A 2,978-nucleotide genomic window follows, 5' to 3' on the forward strand; every position below is an offset into this window, starting at 1 on the left:
TGGAAGTATAGGTATTCTTGGTCATGGCGTGATCTCCCTGGCGGTTGCCGCCGCCGGTTGGGTGGGTGGATGTTCACCCGGAGATTACGCCGCCTTCAAATTTCCACCAACTCCGAGACACGACCGAACATAAGGCCTTCACATACTCCTTGATGGCCTTTGGGATTGACTGGGGTCTCTTTATCAACCCGGGTTACGTCTTCACTCGCGACGGCAATCGCCGGTACTTAGGAAGAGATAGAATAAATATTCTTTCGACAAAAAGGGCTGCCCGAGACTTTAATCCAAGTGTGATGCACGATGTGACTTTCTGGATGGCATGTTTGTCCGAGGAGGCTGAAGGTGTGTTTGCCTTGAAACCTGATACGAGGAACACGCTTTCGGATTATGCGCCAACAGTACTACTCAACAGTGCGTTCCCCGGAATTGCTTATAAGTCGACAGCATTTGGTGATGGTCGAACCCTTGAGGACGAACTGGAACGGAGTGTTTTGGAGGCTGATCAAGAGTTGGAAGATCTTGCAGCGATTGACGACGTTGATGCAGCACAAGATGTTCCCGATGATGATAGTGGGGACGATGGCCAATGACGCTAGAGCTGTCAGTCAAAGAGTTGGCGCCCCCAAACCTTCAATTTGGTGGTGCTCTTTCGGTTTCGGATCCCAAGGTAGGACTGGCACAGGCGGGGCCATTCGACCTCCATTTTGGGTCGGCTTCAAGGAAGCAGAAGATTGGCGTCGGAATAATTGGCCCGCAATGGATGATCGATCTCACTAGGGCTTGGTTAGAGCGCTGCATGAACCCGATCCCAGTTTTGGAAGGCGAAACACAACTGAGACGGATGTTTCCTGGTTTCGAGGAGACGTTCCACAGCGCACTGGTGACTAAAGACAGTTGGACTGTTCGGCTAGACGAGAGCGGGGTAGGCGACAAACTCGGCACTGCGCTCGCAATCAGTGATCCATTCCGCCGCTTCGAGCAGGTGCTGGACGCTTACGCTGATGCATTGGATAGCCTTGCCGCTCGCGACTCCAATCGACCTGACTTGGTCATAATGGCGATGCCAGACGAGGTTCTAAAGAAGTCCCACTCTGTAGAGCGAAGCGCGACAACCGAGGAAAAGAAAGCTGCAGCTATAATTCGAAGGTCTCGGGCCAATGGTCAACTTGATTTGTTTGATCTATTTGAAGAAGTCGAGCAGACGGAAGAGGACTTTCTGAAGAGAGACTTGCGCCATGCACTTAAAGCGCGTGCGCTCAGAGCCAAGCTTCCGATACAAATGGTCACCCGGAACCTTCTTGAGGACACGCCTCGTGGTCAAGATGCTGCCACCAGAGCATGGAACTTTTCAGTTGGTGTCTACTACAAAGCGGGTGGAGTTCCATGGCGATTGCCCCAAACGGGGCCTGAGACGTGCTTTGTTGGAATATCTTTCCATCACCTGAGAACAACCAAGCGCCACATCGTTCAATCCAGTTTGGCGCAGGCTTTTTCGAGCGAGGGAGAAGGATTTGCAATCCGGGGTGATGGCGTACCAGCCACACCCGATCAGAGCCGCAATGTTCACCTTTCCGAAGAGCAAGCATACGATCTCTCAAAAGATATCGTGGCGGAATATGCAACGCGTGCGGGTGGTCCACCGGTACGAGTGGTAATGCACAAGACCACATATTTCGATGCCGCCGAACTTGCGGGTATTAAGGCGGCACTAACTGACATCCCCATTGTTGATCTCGTGACGCTGGTTCCGAGCAGTTTGCGTCTGTTGAGGCTGGGGGTCTATCCTCCGAATGTCGGAACACTTTGCACTATCAATTCTGGTACCTCCTTCTTATTCACGTCAGGCTTCATGCCAGAGTTGGGTACGTATCCTGGCCCTCATGTTCCGCAGCCGTTTGAAATCCGAATGCAGTCAGGTGGTAGTAAGACTGAGGCTGCTCAAGACGTATTGAATCTCACTCGCATGAATTGGAATACGGCTGATATTCGTGGGAAGTGGCCCGTGACTTTGTCGTTCGCGCGTCGAGTCGGCGGCATCCTTGACGAGTTCGGAGACGCTGAGCCGGGCGAGACCTCATTTCGCTACTTCGTCTGAGAGCCCGACGGATACTTGCTTTCCTTAGTCTCAATGGTTCGTGGACTACTCCGAGCACGGTAACGAAAATGGCTCCTCCTATTGACCTGAACGTCTTTGCAGGCCGCCTGTTGGCCAGCCTTTTTGAGGGTTCGAAAAGTGCTGCAGCGTTGCGGGGCCGATTCTGGTGGGGACAGCGGGACTCGAACCCGCACGCTCGATTGAGCAGGAGATTTTAAGTCTGCGGTGTCTACCTTTCCACCATGTCCGCGTGGTGCCTCGGGCAGGATTCGAACCTGCGACCTAACCGTTATGAGCGGTCAGCTCTAACCGCTGAGCTACCGAGGCACATGTGGATCACTGAATGAGCGAATTCGGTGTCTTGCTCAAGGGTCTTAGGGTCAGCTTGGCGAGTTTTTTGGGCTTCCGCTGGACGGATGCCGAAAGGCACTTCGTGTCAGTGATATGAAAAAAGTAAAAGCAAGCTTTGGGTTTTGCCGGATCCGGAGTCACGGGGTGGGGGTCTGGCAGGGTTCTGGACGGACCCTGCCAGACCCTCCAAGGGTGTTTTCCTGACGGTACCTCCGGGTCTTCACGCTTACCAGACATCGGAGATCATCATGGCCAAATCCAGCAAGCCAAAGTTCGACGCCGCGGCGTCGATCACCAACGAACTCATTAAGATCATCGACCGGGGCGTACTGCCCTGGCGCAAGCCCTGGACGGTCGGCGGCAGTTCCGTGCCGCTCCGCCAGAACGGCGAACCCTATCAGGGCGTTGACCTGCCCCCCGCTGGTCCCTCGCTCATGACGAGAGTCTGCGGGTTTGATTTTGGTAGTCGTCGGTTTCGGGTTTGGCAAGCGCGGCAGGCGCGGAGCCCTCAAATAGCTCAAGCGCCTGCCGC

At 54.2% G+C, this 2,978-nt stretch carries 2 protein-coding genes, 1 tRNA gene and 1 pseudogene; 3 read left to right on the forward strand and 1 reads right to left on the reverse strand.

Going from position 1 to position 2,978, the window contains the following annotated elements; genetic code table 11:
* Positions 1–65: 65 nt before the first annotated feature.
* The gene (locus AAFO90_RS24465) at positions 66–590 is read left to right on the forward strand and encodes a hypothetical protein (RefSeq protein ID WP_347511139.1); all 525 of its coding nucleotides are present in this window, start codon (positions 66–68) and stop codon (positions 588–590) included.
* Complete coding sequence (locus AAFO90_RS24470; RefSeq protein WP_347511140.1) at positions 587–2,095, forward strand: hypothetical protein; 1,509 nt, start codon at positions 587–589, stop codon at positions 2,093–2,095. Before AAFO90_RS24465 ends, AAFO90_RS24470 begins: the two co-directional genes overlap by 4 nt.
* 251 nt (positions 2,096–2,346) lie before the next feature.
* On the opposite strand, the gene AAFO90_RS24475 is transcribed toward AAFO90_RS24470, so the two are convergent.
* Positions 2,347–2,422: transfer RNA gene (locus AAFO90_RS24475), tRNA-Ile, on the reverse strand.
* Positions 2,423–2,694: 272 nt separating this feature from the next.
* Here AAFO90_RS24475 and AAFO90_RS24480 point away from each other — a divergent pair.
* Positions 2,695–2,856 (forward strand): annotated as a pseudogene (locus AAFO90_RS24480) (ArdC family protein); the annotation flags it as partial.
* Positions 2,857–2,978 lie beyond the last annotated feature (122 nt).

The organism is Phaeobacter sp. CAU 1743, assembly GCF_039839315.1.
Taxonomy (GTDB): domain Bacteria; phylum Pseudomonadota; class Alphaproteobacteria; order Rhodobacterales; family Rhodobacteraceae; genus Phycobacter; species Phycobacter gallaeciensis_A.